Here is a 17,516-nt window from a genome sequence, read left to right as displayed (position 1 = left end):
AATTACTCGGCGCCTTGCTCGGCAAACAACCGATCCAGTTTCTGCTCATAGGCGTGATAGCCTAGATAATCGTAGAGTTCCATGCGCGGCTGCATCTTGTCGATCACCTGCGCTTGCGTGCCGTCCGCCAGAATGTGCTGGTAGACATTAAGCGCGGCCTGGCTCATCGCACGAAACGCCGACAGCGGGTAGAGCACAAGTTTGATGCCGACACTGGCCAGTTGTTCGGTCGTGTAGAGCGGCGTTGCGCCAAACTCGGTGATGTTAGCCAGCACAGGCACGGACACCACACGGGTAAATTCCGCGTATTGCTCCAGCGTAATCATCGCCTCGGGGAAGATCATATCTGCACCGGCTTCCACACAGGCCTGCGCGCGCTCGATCGCGGAGGACATGCCTTCGACAGCCAGCGCATCGGTACGCGCCATGATCACGAAGCTCGAATCAACCCGCGCATCCACCGCCGCTTTGATGCGATCGACCATTTCGGCCTGTGAGACGATCGCCTTGTTGGGGCGATGACCGCAACGTTTTTGCATCACCTGATCTTCGATGTGAAAACCTGCCGCACCCGCTTGCGCGATTTCACGCGTGGCGCGTGCGATATTGAAGGAACCGCCCCAACCGGTGTCGATGTCCACCAGCAGCGGCAGTGAGCTCACCGCCGTGATGCGGCGTGCGTCTTCGCAAACATCGTGCAGCGTCGTGATACCCAGATCCGGAATACCGAGCGAGGAGGCTGCCACACCACCACCGGATAAATACAGCGCCTTGTGGCCTGTTTTTTCCGCCAGAATGGCGCAATAGGCGGTTACCGCGCCCACCACCTGCAACGGCTGATTCTGTTCAACTGCGAGGCGAAATTTCTGTCCGGGTGTTGGGTGTGTCATGCTTACTCCTCCTTAGCGATCGTTTCACTGATGCTGCGCCATGCGCCCTGAATATGGCGACGCATCAGCATCTCAGCCAGCTCCGGGTCGCGCTGTGCCAGCGCTTCGACAATCTGACGGTGCTGTTGCAGTGCAGGGTAGGTACGCTGCGCGTTGCGGCTGGTGCGGAACCGGCACATACGCTGCAACTGGTATTGTTCGCTGCCCAGCATATCCATCAGCATCTCATTACGGCTGCCGCGCACAATCTGATAATGAAAATCCAGATCGCCTTCGCTCTGCGCATAAATCCCGCCGCCTTCCTGCTTAATCTGAGTTTCATGCGTATCGAGCAGACGGCTTAATTGTTCGATTTCCTGCGTGGTCATTTTCGTTGCGGCAAGGCGGCAGGCCATCCCTTCGAGCGCCTCGCGCACCGCATACAGATCGGACATAGTTTTATAATCGAGCACTACCACGCGCGCGCCGGCATTTGGTATCCGCTTGACCAGCCGCATACCTTCCAGATGGCGCAGCGCTTCGCGCAACGGACCGCGCCCCATGCCGAAGCGCTCGGCAAGTTCGGCTTCGTTGAGCTTCTGGCCTTGTGCAAATTCGCCGGTCACGATACTGTGTGCCAGACGATGCGAGGCAATATCTGCAAGCGTGCCTTGCTGTGGGGTGTTGGGCAACATCAAATAACTCCGATTGTCGACAATTTCTTGAAATATTAGCACTAATAACAGAAACATGCATAATATATTTTAATTATGTCGACAATCACCCCAAAAGACGGGGCTACACCCCCGCAAATATGACAACTTGCACTCATTCCTACCGGAAAGTTAGCGATGACCCATCTGTTCGAACCGCTCAAGCTGCGCAACCTCACCCTGAAAAACCGCATCGGAATTCCCCCCATGTGCCAGTATTCCGCACAGGACGGCATCGCGTCTGACTGGCATTTCGTCCATTACGGCAGCCTGGCTGCGGGCGGCGCGGCGCTGATGATCGTTGAGGCTACCGCCGTTTCCCCCGAGGGACGCATCAGCCCGGGCGATCTTGGATTATGGGACGACAAACAGATCGAGCCACTGGCGCGCATCGCACAATTTTCCAAGACGCAAGGCTGCGTACCCGCCCTCCAACTGGCGCATGCCGGTCGAAAAGCCAGCGTAACACTCGGCTGGCAGGCGCAGCATACGTTGACGGAAGATGAAGGCGGCTGGCCTGTCATCGCGCCCTCGCCGGTAAGCTTTGGCGACGGCTATGCCATTCCCTGCGAACTTGACGAGACGGGCATCAACCAAGTGATCGAGCAGTTTGTCGCGGCGGCACAACGCGCGCTGGCAGCAGGATTTGAAGCGGTTGAAATTCATGCCGCACACGGCTATCTACTGCATCAGTTCCTCTCACCGCTGTCCAACCTGCGCACCGATCGCTACGGCGGCAGCTTCGAGAATCGCAGCCGTCTGGTACGCGAGATTGTCAGCGCCGTTCGCCTCGTTTGGCCGGATCATCTGCCGCTGCTGGTTCGCCTGTCGGCGACAGACTGGATGGAGGGCGGCTGGAATGCGGATGAGACCGTTGCCCTATGCCAGCAGCTCAAAACACTCGGCGTTGATCTGATCGATGTCTCAACCGCAGGGCTGATACCTGCGGCAATCGTTCCGGCCGCCGCAGGGTTTCAGGTCGAATTCGCAGCCCGCGTACGCAATGAGGCCTTCATTCCCAGTGCCGCCGTCGGCCTAATCACCTCACCTGAGCAGGCCGATCAGATTATCCGCACAGGACGAGCCGATCTGGTGCTGCTCGGCCGCGAAATGTTGCGCAATCATCAGTGGCCGCTGAATGCGGCAACAGCGCTGGGACAAACGATCAGTTGGCCAGTGCAGTATCTACGCGCCGCACCACCAGGAACGATGGCGCGCTAAACAGGCACGGATAAGACCCTCCCGGTAAAGCGGGTTAAAGCGGCAAAAGCAGGAAACTAGCTGCAAAATGCCTGAGCGTTTCTCGAAATTAAGATTCTCATCAGCATACAATGCTGCACCAGCTAGTGAAAATGAATTAGCTGGCTTTTGCATGAAACATTTTTAAACCTTGAATTGTTCAACTATATCCTGTAATTCAGCAGCGATCTTGGCAACTTCATCAGCCATTCTTCCAACATGCTGAATACTCGATTCGTTCTGTTCCGAAACGGCTGAAATATCTTGGAGATTATGTGCCACATTTTCAGTAACAGATGCCTGATCTTTGGTACTTGAAACAATATTGCCCACAGATTGCGTTGCATTACTTGCCGCAGCGACAATTTTCTGCAAAACCTCTCCGGTCATCTCGCTTAAATGAACACCTTTTTTAACTTCTGATTCAATATTGTTCATGGCGACCACCGCACTATCTGTTTCAGTGCGAATTGAATTGATCACACCAGAAATTTCTTGGGTGCTGGATGAAGTCCGTTCAGCCAGTTTTCTGACTTCATCGGCAACAACAGCAAAACCACGACCCTGTTCACCCGCACGCGCGGCTTCAATCGCTGCATTGAGCGCCAAAAGATTGGTCTGATCAGCAATTTCTTTGATGACGATAGCGATTTGGCCTATTTTCTGTATAGAAGTATTGAGTTGACCAACAATACTGACTGAATCGTTCACAATATTTACCACATTCCCGATAACAGTCATATTTTCAGTAACATTTGCGTTGCCACTACGGGCTAACTCCTCGTTACGATTAACAGCATCCGCCGCACTGTTCGCCATCACAGCAACCTCTGAATTGGCAAAGGTAATTTCTTCCATGTTAGCTGCAACGGTGGTTACTTTTGCGCTGAACTGCTTATCGCTCGCGATCAGCACTTCAACCTGCTCAGACAGTGATGCTGAATGTTGCACAGCACTTTCAGCGGCTGATTTGACGCTCGCCACAATTTGTTGCAAACGACTAGCCGTTGCTTCTAGTGATTTTGCCATCTGACCAAATTCATCTTGGCTATCATAGCCGATGTGTATAAGCAGATTGCCCTGAGCGATTTGGGAAAACGCGGATTGCAGCGCATTAAAGCCGCGATTAATACTCGCCAATACTCGCCAGCCAAATAGCGTAAGAAGTAGTAGACTGATGCTGAAAATAGCAATACCCACTATCACAAGACGATTACCATCAGCCTTGCTTTTTTCATATGTCTGTTTTACCGCAAGCTGTTGTTCAGGAAGCAGCAGTGAAATGGGCTTGATCAAACCGGCATGAAATGACGGCCATTCATCTTCCAGCAAGGGCGTAATGAGTGTTTTTTGCTCATTTGCATAGGCTTCATTCAGCTTATCCAAGAAGGCCGGCAGCAAAACAATCTGCTTATCTATTTTTTCTATCTGTTTTTTAGCGTCGTCACTAAAAGCATTATCCTTTGTGCCACGCTTAAATGCAGTCCAATCATCTATTATTCTACCTCGCACTTCCTTGAGGTGAATTCGAGAACCCACCGCGGGCATTTGATCCAGCAAAACGCCAGCCATCCGGAAGCGAATCTCTTTAATCGAACTGTCCATGTCCTGCAATGCAGACGTGGGTTGCATCTGGTTAGCGTAAACATACTGCAACGCAGTATTGCTTTTAGTTACGCTATAAACGTCAACAATCATCAACACCAGTGACGAGAAAACAGCAAGCACAAAACCGGCGATCAGTTTAAATTTAAGTGTATTTGGATTCATAAAAAATTTTCAGGTACACAAGGACTTAATAATCAGCAAAAATTTACCGATTAGCAATTCATGCAGTAAACTGGCGACACTGAACGATGTCGCCAGCAGCATCTGCTCTTACTCTATCGGATATCCTTTAGCCTTCCAGTCAGGAATCCCAAGTCGCAACCAGTAAACAGCCTTGTAACCGGCTTTAACAGCAACGGTTGCCTCTTTATAACCCTTCCAGCATTCCGCGCCATTGCAGTAGAAAATAATGCCGGCATTCTTATCAACAGGCAGCTTACTCATATCCACACTGTCTTGGGTTACATCAAAATCTGCTGATTTAGCACTCTTTTCCTTGTAAGGAACACTAAGTGCGCCTTTGATATGCGCTTCGGCATACTCATTGGCAACGCGCGCATCGATTATCTTGACACCTGAATCAACTAGTGATTTTGCTTTAACCGCATCAACTACAGTCGCACCTTTCAAGCTTGCGGGAGTATCCGCAGCAAATACGGCACTGCTAAATAACAGAACTGCTGCACTTGTTAAAGTAATCCCGGTTTTTCTGACAAAACTTCCAGCATTTAAATCCATAGCAATTCTCCTGTAACAGTTCATAAAACGAAAATAGTTATTTAATCACCCAACATAAAAGCACGGTTAATTTGTGTACTTATATTCCTCCAAGAAGTTTTCCAACAAAAAACTTTTCAAATTATACGCCCGTTCTTTCGCTATTTTATCGATTGCAGACAGCCTTATATATCTTTAGTTCTGCCATCGAAAATGCTGCCTTGCCGCCGGCGGATATTAATAATATCCCTTCACTAAATAAGTCTCTCGATATTTTTCACCACTTAATATTTTTGAAAATCGAAAATAGGGTCAGACTCGATTTAACCCTCAAAAAGCTTACCGGCGAGGAGGCCGAATCAACAGTAACTGACTGATTATAGGCAATCTATCCTACATACTCAACCCATCGCTACCTATCGACACCGTCAGCTCTATTCCCGACTATTATTGTCAGCGCCTATGAAATTCAATGAATATTAAATAGCTGCCATACATTATGCGTCGCGAGGGCATTGGGCGCTATTGGGAAATTCTTATACTGACCTAGGAATATTGGCGCGATACGACATCAACTGGATTAAAAATTACCGCTTGGGGGATACTGCTTTAGTCGTCATCCCCACGATGTATCTAGCGAAGAACGTCTACTTTCTTGACTAATTCAAGCACCGACTTCACATCCATTTTGTGAAAGATAGCTGCACGGTGTGTCTTTACCGTATTGATCGAAATGCTCAGCACCATGCCAATTTCACGGTTTGTCTTTCCTCCTGCGACCAGCCAGAAGACTTGACGTTGGGCGGGCGAGAGCGACTCAAAGCGTCCGCGAGCTTCAAGCTTTTCCCCCTCCAATGCCATGCCGATTTTCAAAGATGCCTTTGACATCGTGGGGCGACTGGGGAATACATACTCGTCAAGCATTGCGACCAGTTCACCATCAAAATCGATCTTAGACGAATCGAATTTACCGAGACGAACTAGCCGAGTATCAAACGATGTGGAATGATCGCCCAGCCAATCTCCAACTATTCGCCTCATCCTAGTGCTTACCTCACGCGGATTTTCGTTGGCGACCAGCAACGAGAGCTTCTTCAGTTGCTTCGCAATTCCTTGATGGGCGGACTTGTGTGCCTTTATATGTTGAGAGCAAATGGGTGTGTCGGGCAATAATTCCATCATTTTTTCTTCGTAAGCAGCATGGCCGGTGAGAAAACCAGCCAATTGGCTTGCGATTAATACGAGCGTCACACGGCAGTGTTTTTGCTTGAAAGCATTGCACCCGTCGCACGTGGCATCCTGATTGTGCTTTGCTTCAGAACAGAAAAGCGCCAACTGCCCGACGGTACTTTCGAGCAGCTCATGCTGTTGATCTATTTCGGCGTGACCGGTGAAATTGATTGTCATCTTATCCAGAGGTGATAGTTTTTGCTAACTCATTGCATTATAGGTCGAAATTTTTTTGCATGTATCACCCCATGGGGTGATGACGAATGTGGTCGTTACCTCTAAAGTTAAGTAATGAGGAGAGATAGCAAGTGTCGAAACTTGTTTAGCCTGCCCTTCCCTTGATATTGCTACATGAAATAACTTCGATGTGCGCTTAACGACACGTCAAAGAGGATAAAAATGCAAGAGTTTGAACATCAATTACAACTTAGCGATTTAGATACTCACCATACTCTTTCAAAAAAAATATCATATATTCATGACATTGTCTGTCAAAATTACCCGCACATTGATCGCCTCGCCATTGCCAAGTATGACCGGCATGACGACATTCTGCGCACTTATGTTGGGAGCAGGAAGGGGAATAACCCTCTCACCCTTTATGAGGCAAAACTAAGCGAAGTTCCTTCACTGCTCAAATTGGCGCGCAACCGTGAGACGCGCATTATTAATGACCTGCGGGTATTTCCCGACAGCAAATCGACACACTCGAGGCGAATCCTCGACAGAGGTTTTCGTTCAAGTTATACCATTCCGTTGTATAACGATGGTCAATTCATTGGCATGCTTTTTTTTAATTCCAATCAATGCGATGCATTTAATGAATCTAACCTGACTTATCTGGACATGATTGCCCATTTGTTGACGAGTTTGTTGGCTACGGAATTGAATCAATTTATCACCCTTTATGGCGCCATGAAGACAGCCACTCAGTTCACGCACCATCGCGACCCAGAAACGGGCATGCATTTAGAGCGGATGGCTCGCTATTCACGATTGATTGCCTTTACGCTAGGCGCTGCGCACTCGATTGATGATGAGTTTGTAGAACGAATTCTCCGGCACGCACCCTTGCATGATGTCGGCAAGATATCCATCCCCGACAGAATTCTCCTTAAGCCTGGCCCTTTGACCATTGAGGAATTTAGCGAGATGAAAACTCATACAACGAAAGGTCGAAAAATCATTGATGCGATGCTGCTCAACTTCAATATTAAATGTGTCAATGACATTGAAATGATCCGCAATATCGTCGCTTACCATCACGAAAGCATGGATGGCAACGGTTACCCGGAGGGATTGGCGGGTAAAAATATTCCGCTTGAGGCTCGCATCGTTGCCGTCGCAGACGTATTTGATGCACTTACTTCAGTGCGCCCCTATAAGGCTGCGTGGAGCAATGCTCAGGCATTCGCTGAACTTGAACGTATGAGTCATTTCAAGCTAGACCCAGATTGCGTAGCAGCCCTGCTAGGCTGTCAAGGTGAGATACTGAAAATTCAGTCGGATTTTGCCGACTAAGATTAACCGCGCCACACTGTATATGTGTGCCAAATTTGTCGTGAATGTATTCAATCGAAAGGTATGAGCATTGTCGAAATTTAATATCAATTTGCATGAAGCCATTTATTCACTGTCTGATGCGCTCGACCTTGTGGGGGTGACTCACATTCATCATGGTAAGCATGTCGCCTATATGGCCGCTGAATGCGGAAAAGGAATGGGCTGGTCGGGGCAACGGATGAAAGAGCTGTTTAAAGCCGCGATGTTGCACGATTGCGGCGTTTCAAAGACAACGGTACATAGCAGACTGGCACAATTCGAATGGGAAAAAGAAAACGATCATTGCCTGATAGGTGCTTCCCTGCTATTTACCTGCCCGTTAATGGCAAATCTTGCGCCTATCGTCCGTCACCATCATACGCATTGGTCTGAGCTGAAGGAGATGGATCTTCCTCTGGAGGTTAAGCTCAGCGCGAATTGCATTTACATGGTAGATCGTGTTGATGTACTAGCGTTGGGGTTTTTGGTGGATCAGTCCAATTTACTACTTGGCAGTGAAAACATCCGAAAGAAGATTCTGGATAAACGCGGCGACTGGTTCTGCCCTGAGCTTGTCGATGCTTTTATGGATATATCAAGATCCGAGGCCTTTTGGCTTTCTCTGGAAAATGAGCATGTTCACGGATACCTGTCGAGTTGGCTGACTGAGACGACCATTCAGGAAATGGATTTTCAAGACCTTCGCAGTATCGTGAGTATTTTCTCTCATGTGGTCGATGCCAAAAGTTCCTTTACCAAGGAGCACTCCGATGGTGTCGCCAGGCTATCAAGATGCATTGGTCAGCTCCTGTCACTTTCCGAGAGGACGTGCGACATGCTGGAACTTGCTGGCTTATTACATGACATTGGTAAACTCAGGCAGCCGGACGCGTTGCTAAATAACCCCGGCAAGCTATCCGCTGAGGAAACAGCGCAAATGCATCGGCACAGCTTCGACACTTACACCATTATCAAAAATATTCATGGTTTAGAGGAAATATCTTTATGGGCAGCACAACACCATGAGCGCGTGGATGGTACTGGCTATCCCTATCATCTTGGTGATGGGGGCGTGTCGTTGGAAGCGCGAATTGTGGCTGTGGCTGACGTGTTTCAGGCTCTAGCACAGGAGCGCCCTTATCGCGGTGCGCTGCCGCCAAATGAAATTGTGAAAATATTAAATGGCATGGTCGAAGACGGAAAGTTGGACCGCACAGTGGTCATGCACGTCGATCAAAATCTGGCGATTTGTTGGAATGCCGCCGTAGGTGCATTAGATCACCCACATACATAGCTGACGCATGATGATCGAACACCATGAATGCCAATACAAAGTTAACAATGCCTAAAACCACGACTTTCTTTCCAAAAGCTGGCGAGATAACTCACCACGACGTAGTGCTAGCCCTCGGAGCGGCCACAATTGATGAGGCTGTTGCGTTAATGGAGGCCAATAATTTAAGTGATGTCATCTACAGCGTAGGTCAAGCGCATGCGATCTTTACCGTTGAAGCTTTGATGATATATCGTCATCAAGGCAGAAATATGTCAGCAAGCCTTAGTGACCTTACACATCATCAATTAATTTACGTTAATGAAGATGACAATATCCTGAATTTATTGTCCATTTTTGAGGATGATCGCTGCCGCTACCTGGGTGTAAAAAATGCTGCAGGGGATTTAGGCGGGATCATTTCTTACACCGATGTTTTAGCCTCTGTTGACCCTGTAGTCATGATGGAGCACAAAACCTTAGCCGATGTGTTAGGTACAAGTCGCGTCGAAATGGTCAATGCATCGACCAAAACGCAAGCTGTATTAGAGCAGTTAATCTATGCTGAAGATGCCATGCTCATTGTCGAAAACCGTAAGCTAATCGGCATTGTCACGGCGAAGGATGTCATCAAAATGATTTGCGACTGTGTGGATATGTCACTCCCCATTCGCAACTACATGACACAGCACGTTAAAACAATCAATCAGCGTGCGACGATTAAAGCGGCGATTGAACACCTCAAAGTGAATCACTTTAAACGTGCGATCGTAGTTGATGATCACAATGATGTGGTCGGACGCATCACACAGCGCGAACTGATTGGCATTACCTACGGACGCTGGGCTGAGTTAATGAAGCTACACGCCCATGAGCTCGGTGAACTAGTTCAAGTCTTAGAATCAAAAAATATTCAGCTGCAAGAGGAGTCCGTCACCGACCCACTCACTGGCGCGGGTAATCGTCGCTTATTCAACCAGGTAACCGAGGCAGAAATTGGTCGTTTTTATCGACATCAGATGGCTACATTTTCTGTACTTATGCTTGATATCGATTTCTTTAAAAAAATTAACGATGTTTTTGGTCACCCATTTGGCGACGAGGTACTCAAAACACTCAGTAACCGGGTAAAAAGGCGGTTGCGAACCTCAGATGTTTTTGCACGATGGGGAGGAGAGGAGTTCGTCGTTTTATTACCCACCGCAGATATCAATGCAGCGAGTGTCCTGGCAGAGAGAATTCGTGCAGAAATTGCAGATAGTCCGGTCTTTGAACATCAAGTCACTGTGAGCATAGGCGTGGCGGAATACCAGCGAGGTGAGTCGCAAGAGGCCTTGTTACAACGTGTCGACATTGCTCTTTATGAAGCAAAGAATTCTGGGCGCAACAAAGTGGTGAAAGCAGAATAATCCGTGGGCGAATGGATTGTAGTGGCCGTCAGTGTCTGTTGACGCCATTAACAAAACCAATCGTGCTTTTCTGTTAGGACATCGGTATCAAGCAAAAGAGTCCGGACGAAATCAGATTCTGTTTTACGAAGCGCAAAAGGATTGCGACTCGACGCTTAAAGTGCGTATCTAATTGATGGCTGTCACACATTGGATAGCAAAGGAATTGGTGTATGCCAGAACTGAATGATCAGCATTATTTACAGGCGGTAACCGAGCTTGGGAATACCCGCATGATCGTCGCTGATCGCGATATCTACTCACAAAACAGAATCAAGCTGATTGCATCCGGTATGCGCATCAACAGCCAACTGTATGATCGGCTAATTAAACACAAGCTGCTCGAGCTGGACAAGACATTATCCATCGACAATATGCTTAATGCTGACAGGATACGGGATGATGTGGCGTCACTGCTGCAGGAAAATGCCAAGCTGGCCAAGATGCAGGCAATTATCGGCAAGAATTTTTTATACAGCCGGGTTCTTGCCATTCAGCTACCCTCTCCGCTCGCTTTCAAGCTGACAGTGGCTAGGGATAAATACAACCACATTTATCGTCATAGCCTGATGTTGATGATTATTGTTGTATATCTTGCGCATTGCAACGGTATGAATTCGGCTGAGCAAGAATGTGCCGCCACAGCAGCACTGTTCCACGACATTGGTCTGCTGCATATTGATCCTAAACTACTCGCGCCGAGCCATGTAATGAGCGACACCGAAAGACACCACCTTTACAGTCACCCGCTGACAGCCTATCTATTGTTATGTGAATTTCCGGAACTCCCCCGGTGTATTGCAGAGGCTGTGCTCGTACATCACGAGCGAATGGACGGCAGCGGCTATCCTCGCGGTTTGCGGGGCGATAAAATTAGCCGCTACGGGCAAATTCTGGCTGTAGCAGAGATTGCCGCGAAGGCGTTTGATTCCAACCATCCCAAGGTGTCCTGGAAAAATCTGGAGGTAATGCTCAAGCTGAATTTCAGACAATACGGACAAGGCTTGATCGGTCACTTAAATATTTTTCGCGAAAATGATGCACCGACTGCCCTTTCGGACAATATGTCCCATCTTATTACAAAGGTTAATCTGATCGCACAGTTGTTCGAGAATTTCAACCAGCATGCGAATGCCATAAGCTGCGACCAGATGTTCGATCTAGCTAAAACACGAATGGTTGCGCTTAGATTGAAGCTGTTAGAAGCCGGATTCGACCCCCATGATCCGGCTCGACTGATACAGATTTTTACTGATGACCTAGAATCTAGGTCCGATTATTCACCCTTACTGAATGAGGCCCTTTGGCAATTTAAGGCGTTATTGCGGGAAATTTCACGACGCTGGCCGGAGGTATCTGTTGACGAAGCTCAGCCTAAAAGAGCGGAAAACGAATGGCTAAATAATATGAAGCGCTCATTACTTTCTGCGGATATTAACAAGTAGCATGCTGCTCGCAATGGCTGTTTTGACGAATAAACCAGTGCGCGCTCAGGATCATCAAACGCCGGTGAGTTTTCGCTGCTCCAATTGATGCGTGCAATCTAAGGCTGCCAGCTTGTAACACTCGGCCAGTGTCGGATAGTTAAAGACGTTGGCTACCAGATCGCGCACCGTGCCATTGAGATTCATCACCAGCTGGCCAATATGGACCAGTTCGCTCGCCTGCTCGCCGACAATATGCACGCCGAGCAGTTTCTCGTTGCGCGTATCAATGATCAGTTTAAGCAACCCTTGCGCATCGCCGATAATCTGCCCGCGCGCGCTATCTTTAAAATAGGCGCGACCGATCAGATAGGGGATATTTTCCTGCTGCACTTCCCGTTCGGTTTTACCGACGTAGGATATTTCAGGGATGGTATAGACCGCCATCGGCAGATTATCTGCCGTCACATGTGCCTCGCCGCCAAACGCATACAGCACCGCAGCTCGCCCCTGCTCCATGCCAGTGGACGCGAGCGCCGGGCGACCGATCAAATCGCCCACTGCAAAGATATTCGGCACGCTGGTCTGAAAATGCTGATTGACCGCGATCCAGCCATCCTTCGCGGCGATGCCGGCACGCGCCACCTGCAATCCCTCGCTGTTGGGCTCACGCCCCTGCGCATACAAAACGGCATCGGCACGGATCTGAGCTCCGCTCACCAAGGTCGTCAATGTGCCGCTGTCATCGCAACTGATTTGGGCGACGCGCTCCTGCATATAAAATTTGACGCCCATATCCAGAAAACTGTCGGCCAGCACAGCGACCACGTCTTCACTCAGATATTCGAGCAGTTGCGCATGACTGTCCACGACCGAGACCGCGACGCCCAGTGCCGCAAAAATGGAGACGAATTCGCAGGCAATCACCCCGCCGCCCACCACCAGCAGACTGTCCGGCAAATGACGCAAATTTAGGATAGAGGTCGAATCGAGGACGCTTTTTTTATTGAATGGCACGTCAGCCGGACGGCGCGGACGGGAACCTGCCGCCAGCACGATCACATCGGCAGTAATCTGGCGCGTATTTCCGGCCTGATCGGTCACGGCAATGGTATGTGCATCGACAAAACAGGCCTCGCCCGGAATCAAGGCGACACCGGAGCGCAATATCCGCTGCAATATCACCGATTCCTGCTGGGCGATCACCCCCTCTTTCCTGCGCACCGCATCCGCCAGCAGCCCGTGCCGGGAACGGCCATCATGGGCCTGACGCATGCCACCCGAGCGCGTTAGCTGATAGGCCACTTCGCGCATCGCCTTGCTGGGTATCGTACCCGTCTGCAAGCCGGCGCCTCCCAGATTGGGTTTACGCTCGATGATGGCGGCACGCTTGCCCATGCGCGCGGCCTGCCATGCAGCATGCTGTCCGGCTGGGCCTGAACCGATGATGATAACGTCGTAGTTCATGATAAATTCCTAACTGTGCAGGCCATAGCATACACGCACTTGCCCTTGGGCTGATTTAAATCAGGATACTTCCGCGCCTGCTGCTGCGGTGAGCAATGCCACATTTTCGCGCGTAAAAAACCCCTGAAAATCGCCATAGCGCTGCACGTATTCAATGATCAGCGCAGAAAATTGCGAGGCATTAGAAAACACCTGCTTTAAGCCTTCTTCACGGGAACCCACCACTTCGAGCAGAAATCCTTTGCCCTGCCCCGCAATCGCATCGACCAGAAATTCGATATTCTCTTTACCCTCACGCTCACCGTCCTTTACCGACAGCGCGATGTGATGCAACCGGGCGCCGTAATTCCTGACAAAGTTTTCTGTGGGCGAGGGTAATCTGTCCAGATGATTCACACAATACGGCAGGTTATTGGCGGTAAAAACTTTGGCCGGACTTAAAGACTCCGGAACAGGCCGTACACTTTTGCACACATTGGTTGAGGAATTCTGATCGACAATGTCATAACTGCCCCAATAGTAATAACTCGACAACGCTAAATACTCGAGGAGCGCAGCTTCCCGGTTTTGACAATAAACGCGCGTTGCCAGATGATCAACCGGCAAGATCAAGTCGGCAATATTCAACGATTGCTGCTGCAACTTGGCGTTTTCATAAGCCTTCTGAATTTTAGGCAGGATGCTGCATTTTCCGAGCGGATGATAGACACGAGGCTCGCCGATCGCGCGCTCCATGTAGCCGAGTACATTTTGCGTATAAGGCGAAGGTTTGCTGATACTGACATTGGATGGCAAATCAAGCGCGCTAAGCGCCGCAGGTGAAAAGAAGCGGAATTCTCGCTCACACTGCAGGGCCAATACGCTTTCACGATCGGTAACCCGCAATATTTCCCCTAAATAACGGCTGTGCGGACGCTTTGATCCGACAGGATGCAGATCATTTAAACTGCGGAAAATATCGTAATACTCCGGATTTTTGACCTCACGCAATAAAATATCGGGGGAATCCATATCGATGCGCAAAATATGCGTCCAGTGCCTCGGGCTCTCTAACGTCACCAGATAATGGTAAGGCGTCATCAACGCCAGCTCGGCGATATATTCAAGCGCATTGCCAGGCTCTACCGTAATCATCAGTGCTTCGATTTCACCTATCATTTCTGTCAGGCCACAGGCATCGCGCGCGTCGAGCAGCCGCTTTAAATAAATTTCAAAAAATTCTGAATTAACTTTGTCGCCATTTCGTAAAAATTCGGTGGATTTCAATTTGGTTTGGTTTTTCATAATCTCAGCATAGTAAATTTCAGTGGAATCCGGCAGCGGCTGACTCATTTGAGCCACGCCCGCTGTCAATACCTAGCAATTTAGATGCCACCACAATAAAATTTTAATCTGACGAATAATCATCAAGTTGAGTGACTATGATCGGACAACCCCGCCACTGCCGCACCGGCATCTTACGATGCTCGGGCGCGATGCACGGTTATCGTGCATGAATGAGCAACGAAGCCAATGAGCGGCACGATTTAAAGCTGGTTTGCCGATTCTCAATAACCGTGTTAATGTTTTGCTGCTAAATCACACACGCCGCTGCCATTCATATACCGCTGAAATTCAAATGACCTATTGCCTTGCCATTAACACCGAAACGGGATTTGTCCTGTGTTCCGACTCCCGCACCAATGCCGGATTTGACAACGTCTCGAGCTATTCGAAAATGCACACCTTTGCATGGCCGGGAAACCGGGTGTTTGGCCTGTTATCTGCGGGAAATCTGGCCACGACACAGCTAGTCATCAAACGACTGCAGGCGGATCTCGATAGCGGCACGATTCCCAATCTGCTCAGCGTCAGCAATATGCAGCAAGCCGTTGATTATGTTGCGACGGTCAGCACCCATGTACAAAATTTGCATGTCGTACGAGACAGCGGCAATGTCAATTTTGAAGCGAGTTTTATTCTGGCCGGACAAATCGGTAACGCACGCCACGAAACCCTGATGATCTATCCGCAGGGCAACTATATACACGAGTCAGGCGAACACCCCTTTTTACAGATTGGTGAAATCAAATACGGGAAACCGATCCTGGATCGCGTGATTAATCGCACTATCTCGCTGGAAGCCGCCGCCCGTTGCGCACTGGTGTCAATGAATTCGACCGTGCGCAGCAACCTGACCGTCGCTCCCCCCATTGAATTGCTGGTTTACAACAAAGACAGTCTTCGCATCACCCATCAACTCTGCCTCAACGAATCGGATCCTTTTTCCAAAGAATTGTCACAAGCCTGGAATCAGGGCCTGGTGATTGCACTGCAAAATTTACCCAAGTTCTACTGGGAAACTCCCGGCTTGCCGGAAATCGCAGAATTTCAATCCGCAAAATAACCACGAGCACGCCTCTTCCTGCCAGACAAACGCACCAGCCTGTCGCACCGCGCACCAATGCGGTGCTTTTTTCGTTTTGAAATGTACTTCATGCCATTGATTTTTAAATAAAATTTACATGGCATGATTCATGCTTTGATAAGTTCGAACCTTTCGAGCGAAGTCAACCATGAAAACAGCTTATAACGAGATGTATGCCACTGACGGATCGGTGCGCGAAAATTACCGCAACTATGCAGACTGGCTATCCGCCACTCCTGAGGAGGTCATCGTTCGCAAACGCGAAGCCGCAGACATCGCCTTTCATCGTGCCGGCATTACCTTCGCTGTCTATGGCGAGACAAACAGTCAGGAGCGGCTCATTCCTTTCGATATCGTGCCGCGCATTATTCCGGCGCGCGAATGGACGCGGCTTGAACAGGGCTTACGTCAGCGCGTCCGTGCGCTGAACGCTTTCCTGCACGACATTTATCACGGGCAGGAGATCCTCAAAGCCGGTCGCATCCCTGCCCGTCAGGTGCTGGGCAACAGCCAGTTCCGTCAGGAAATGGTCGGCGTAGACGTTCCGGAAAACATCTACGCGCATATCGCAGGCGTCGATCTGGTACGCGCCGACCACGGCAGCCAACTCGGCGAGTACTACGTGCTCGAAGATAATTTGCGCACCCCGTCCGGCGTATCGTATATGCTGGAAAACCGCAAAATGATGATGCGATTATTCCCCGACTTGTTTTCAGGTCAAAAGATTGCACCCGTCGAACACTATCCTGATTTGTTGCTCAACAATCTGCGCTCGGTAGCGCCAGAGGGCGTCACCAATCCGAATGTCGTTGTGCTCACACCGGGTCAATACAACAGCGCCTATTTTGAACACGCCTTTCTGGCCCAGCAAATGGGCGTTGAACTGGTCGATGGCAACGATCTGTTTGTTAAAAACGAGACCGTGTATATGCGCACCACGGAAGGGCCGTTGCGCGTGGATGTCATTTACCGTCGCATTGACGATGATTTTTTAGATCCGCTGACCTTTAACAAAACCTCCATGCTGGGAGTCCCGGGCTTATTCTCAGCTTACCGGGCAGGCAATGTCACACTGGCCAATGCCGTCGGCACAGGTATTGCGGACGACAAGGCCATTTATATACACGTGCCTGAAATGATTCGGTTTTATTGTTCAGAAGAGCCGATCTTAGCGAATGTCCCAACCTGGGAATTGAGTAAGCCTGACGACCAGGCTTATGTTCTAGCGCATCTGCCCGAACTAGTCGTCAAGGAGGTGCATGGCTCAGGCGGCTACGGCATGCTGGTCGGCCCCACCTCGACAAAAAATGAAATCAATCTGTTTCGCGACAAGATCCTGGCAAACCCAGATCACTATATCGCGCAGCCCACGCTCGCCCTTTCAACCTGCCCCACGTTTGTTGAAAGCGGCGTCGCACCGCGCCATATCGACCTGCGGCCTTATGTGCTGTCTGGCAAGGATATCACCATGGTGCCAGGCGGCCTGACACGCGTAGCGCTCAAAGAAGGCTCGCTGGTGGTCAACTCATCGCAAGGCGGCGGCACCAAAGACACCTGGGTACTCGAAGGAGACAACTAA

At 49.6% G+C, this 17,516-nt stretch carries 14 protein-coding genes; 7 read left to right on the top strand and 7 right to left on the bottom strand.

What is annotated here, in order from left to right; translation table 11 throughout:
• Positions 1 to 2 precede the first annotated feature (2 nt).
• Positions 3 to 890 (bottom strand): methylisocitrate lyase, encoded by an 888-nt coding sequence (gene prpB, locus GALF_RS00470; protein WP_013292081.1) that lies wholly within the window; start codon positions 888 to 890, stop codon positions 3 to 5.
• A 2-nt stretch (positions 891 to 892) separates the two neighbouring features.
• The gene (locus GALF_RS00465; protein WP_013292080.1) at positions 893 to 1,564 is read right to left on the bottom strand and encodes a GntR family transcriptional regulator; all 672 of its coding nucleotides are present in this window, start codon (positions 1,562 to 1,564) and stop codon (positions 893 to 895) included.
• A gap of 156 nt (positions 1,565 to 1,720) precedes the next feature.
• On the opposite strand from GALF_RS00465, the gene GALF_RS00460 reads away from it, so the two are divergent.
• Entirely contained in the window at positions 1,721 to 2,803 is a 1,083-nt protein-coding gene (locus tag GALF_RS00460) for an NADH:flavin oxidoreductase/NADH oxidase (protein ID WP_013292079.1), read from the top strand.
• 162 nt (positions 2,804 to 2,965) lie between these two features.
• On the opposite strand, the gene GALF_RS00455 is transcribed toward GALF_RS00460, so the two are convergent.
• The 3 genes from GALF_RS00455 to GALF_RS14725 form a co-directional block, all read right to left on the bottom strand.
• On the bottom strand, positions 2,966 to 4,591 hold the full coding sequence (locus GALF_RS00455) for a methyl-accepting chemotaxis protein (RefSeq protein ID WP_013292078.1): 1,626 nt from the start codon (positions 4,589 to 4,591) through the stop codon (positions 2,966 to 2,968).
• A gap of 108 nt (positions 4,592 to 4,699) precedes the next feature.
• Positions 4,700 to 5,167, bottom strand: coding sequence for a rhodanese-like domain-containing protein (locus tag GALF_RS00450; RefSeq protein WP_013292076.1), 468 nt, complete (start codon positions 5,165 to 5,167; stop codon positions 4,700 to 4,702).
• A 612-nt stretch (positions 5,168 to 5,779) separates the two neighbouring features.
• Positions 5,780 to 6,553, bottom strand: a complete 774-nt coding sequence (locus GALF_RS14725) for a LuxR C-terminal-related transcriptional regulator (RefSeq protein ID WP_013292075.1) — start codon at positions 6,551 to 6,553, stop codon at positions 5,780 to 5,782.
• 222 nt (positions 6,554 to 6,775) lie between these two features.
• Here GALF_RS14725 and GALF_RS00440 point away from each other — a divergent pair, with 222 nt between their 5' ends.
• The 4 genes from GALF_RS00440 (at position 6,776) to GALF_RS00425 (ending at position 12,084) form a co-directional block, all read left to right on the top strand.
• Complete coding sequence (locus tag GALF_RS00440; protein WP_013292074.1) at positions 6,776 to 7,897, top strand: HD domain-containing phosphohydrolase; 1,122 nt, start codon at positions 6,776 to 6,778, stop codon at positions 7,895 to 7,897.
• 70 nt (positions 7,898 to 7,967) lie between these two features.
• Positions 7,968 to 9,212, top strand: a complete 1,245-nt coding sequence (locus tag GALF_RS00435; RefSeq protein WP_013292073.1) for an HD domain-containing phosphohydrolase — start codon at positions 7,968 to 7,970, stop codon at positions 9,210 to 9,212.
• Between the two features lie 23 nt (positions 9,213 to 9,235).
• Complete coding sequence (locus GALF_RS14720; protein ID WP_013292072.1) at positions 9,236 to 10,600, top strand: diguanylate cyclase; 1,365 nt, start codon at positions 9,236 to 9,238, stop codon at positions 10,598 to 10,600.
• 212 nt (positions 10,601 to 10,812) lie between these two features.
• Complete coding sequence (locus tag GALF_RS00425; RefSeq protein ID WP_013292071.1) at positions 10,813 to 12,084, top strand: HD-GYP domain-containing protein; 1,272 nt, start codon at positions 10,813 to 10,815, stop codon at positions 12,082 to 12,084.
• 54 nt (positions 12,085 to 12,138) lie between these two features.
• Here the strand turns inward: GALF_RS00425 and sthA are convergent, their stop codons facing one another.
• Positions 12,139 to 13,530: a Si-specific NAD(P)(+) transhydrogenase gene (gene sthA, locus GALF_RS00420; protein WP_013292070.1), complete on the bottom strand. Its 1,392-nt coding sequence runs from the start codon at positions 13,528 to 13,530 to the stop codon at positions 12,139 to 12,141.
• A gap of 60 nt (positions 13,531 to 13,590) precedes the next feature.
• Positions 13,591 to 14,814, bottom strand: coding sequence for a hypothetical protein (locus GALF_RS00415; protein WP_041938132.1), 1,224 nt, complete (start codon positions 14,812 to 14,814; stop codon positions 13,591 to 13,593).
• Positions 14,815 to 15,148: 334 nt separating this feature from the next.
• On the opposite strand from GALF_RS00415, the gene GALF_RS00410 reads away from it, so the two are divergent.
• On the top strand, positions 15,149 to 15,916 hold the full coding sequence (locus GALF_RS00410; RefSeq protein ID WP_013292068.1) for a hypothetical protein: 768 nt from the start codon (positions 15,149 to 15,151) through the stop codon (positions 15,914 to 15,916).
• 169 nt (positions 15,917 to 16,085) lie between these two features.
• Positions 16,086 to 17,516: a circularly permuted type 2 ATP-grasp protein gene (locus tag GALF_RS00405; RefSeq protein ID WP_013292067.1), complete on the top strand. Its 1,431-nt coding sequence runs from the start codon at positions 16,086 to 16,088 to the stop codon at positions 17,514 to 17,516.

The sequence above is a fragment of the Gallionella capsiferriformans ES-2 genome, assembly GCF_000145255.1.
Taxonomy (GTDB): domain Bacteria; phylum Pseudomonadota; class Gammaproteobacteria; order Burkholderiales; family Gallionellaceae; genus Gallionella; species Gallionella capsiferriformans.
The sequence above is the reverse complement of the archived record's forward strand: the minus strand, read 5'-3'. Positions and strand labels throughout refer to the sequence as shown.

Bases quoted from the DNA above. Each gene is read 5' to 3' on its own strand.
- prpB (WP_013292081.1), bottom strand. From the start codon at position 890: ATGACACACCCAACACCCGGACAGAAATTTCGCCTCGCAGTTGAACAG.
- GALF_RS00465 (WP_013292080.1), bottom strand. From the start codon at position 1,564: ATGTTGCCCAACACCCCACAGCAAGGCACGCTTGCAGATATTGCCTCG.
- GALF_RS00460 (WP_013292079.1), top strand. From the start codon at position 1,721: ATGACCCATCTGTTCGAACCGCTCAAGCTGCGCAACCTCACCCTGAAA.
- GALF_RS00455 (WP_013292078.1), bottom strand. From the start codon at position 4,591: ATGAATCCAAATACACTTAAATTTAAACTGATCGCCGGTTTTGTGCTT.
- GALF_RS00450 (WP_013292076.1), bottom strand. From the start codon at position 5,167: ATGGATTTAAATGCTGGAAGTTTTGTCAGAAAAACCGGGATTACTTTA.
- GALF_RS14725 (WP_013292075.1), bottom strand. From the start codon at position 6,553: ATGACAATCAATTTCACCGGTCACGCCGAAATAGATCAACAGCATGAG.
- GALF_RS00440 (WP_013292074.1), top strand. From the start codon at position 6,776: ATGCAAGAGTTTGAACATCAATTACAACTTAGCGATTTAGATACTCAC.
- GALF_RS14720 (WP_013292072.1), top strand. From the start codon at position 9,236: ATGAATGCCAATACAAAGTTAACAATGCCTAAAACCACGACTTTCTTT.
- GALF_RS00425 (WP_013292071.1), top strand. From the start codon at position 10,813: ATGCCAGAACTGAATGATCAGCATTATTTACAGGCGGTAACCGAGCTT.
- sthA (WP_013292070.1), bottom strand. From the start codon at position 13,530: ATGAACTACGACGTTATCATCATCGGTTCAGGCCCAGCCGGACAGCAT.
- GALF_RS00415 (WP_041938132.1), bottom strand. From the start codon at position 14,814: ATGAAAAACCAAACCAAATTGAAATCCACCGAATTTTTACGAAATGGC.
- GALF_RS00410 (WP_013292068.1), top strand. From the start codon at position 15,149: ATGACCTATTGCCTTGCCATTAACACCGAAACGGGATTTGTCCTGTGT.
- GALF_RS00405 (WP_013292067.1), top strand. From the start codon at position 16,086: ATGAAAACAGCTTATAACGAGATGTATGCCACTGACGGATCGGTGCGC.